Source organism: Streptomyces sp. NPDC127092, from assembly GCF_042722475.1.
In the GTDB taxonomy this organism is placed as follows: domain Bacteria; phylum Actinomycetota; class Actinomycetes; order Streptomycetales; family Streptomycetaceae; genus Streptomyces.
Genome location: NZ_JBHXFE010000250.1, coordinates 1 through 884 on the forward strand (window position 1 = coordinate 1; position 884 = coordinate 884).

The following is an 884-nucleotide window of genomic DNA, read 5'->3' on the forward strand; positions in this document are numbered from 1 at the left end:
CGTGCACCGCCGAAGCGCACACCACATCGTTGTGGCCGCACGGTCCTGCCATGGTACCCGAGCCCGGCTATCATGGCCGCGCCCCCGCCACACCCCCGACTCAGACCACCGCAGACCGTCGATTTGCACTTCGCCGGAGAGGTCCTGTAGTGTTCTACGAGTTCGAGCCGCTCCGGCGGATCGGATGATGCGCCCATAGCTCAGCTGGATAGAGCGTCTGTCTACGGAACAGAAGGTCAGGGGTTCGAATCCCTTTGGGCGCACGATCGGAAGGCCCCGCTCCTGCTGGAGCGGGGCCTTCGTCATGTCGGCGCGCCTCTGCCACGCGCGCCGCCGCGGAGGTCAGCGCCCCGGAACCACGAAGTGCGTCAGGGCGGCGTCGCGGCCGTCGAGCTCGGCCCACGGCTTCTCCACCCGGAACACCTGCATCCCGAGCGTCGGGTAGTGCTCGCTCATGCGCAGCGCCGCGTCCTGGTCCGAGTCCAGGCTCATCAGCCGCATGCCCAGCTCCTGCACCCACGGCATGTGGCCCACCACCAGCAGCCGTCGCGTGGTCTCCTCCGTCTCGTTGACGACGGCCAGGGCCCGCGCCGCGTCGGCGCCGTAGAGCCGCGGGTCCAGGTAGGGCGTGGGTGCCAGCTCGCCCAGGCGCTCGCACACCCACACGCACGTCTGACGGGTGCGCAGCGCATCGGAGCACACGACGGCGTCCGGGACGAGGTCGTGCTCGCGGAGCCAGTCGCCGGCGGCGGGCGCCTGGGCGTGGCCTCGCTCGGCGAGCGGGCGGGCATGGTCGTCGGCCGCGTCGGGCCAGCCGGCCTTGGCGTGCCGGAGGACGATCAGGGTCTTCGCGTCGGCCGTGCGGCTGAGGCGCAGCCAGGTCT

The 884-nt window shown here is 71.4% G+C and carries 1 protein-coding gene and 1 tRNA gene; one reads left to right on the forward strand and one right to left on the reverse strand.

Annotation, left to right across the window (positions count from 1 at the left end):
• The first annotated feature begins 189 nt into the window (after positions 1–189).
• Positions 190–263: transfer RNA gene (locus ACFWJO_RS39420), tRNA-Arg, on the forward strand.
• Positions 264–342: 79 nt separating this feature from the next.
• Here ACFWJO_RS39420 and ACFWJO_RS39425 read toward each other — a convergent pair.
• Positions 343–884, reverse strand: a 542-nt coding sequence (locus ACFWJO_RS39425) for a SixA phosphatase family protein (protein ID WP_386873074.1), incomplete at its 5' end; no start/stop codon positions are given.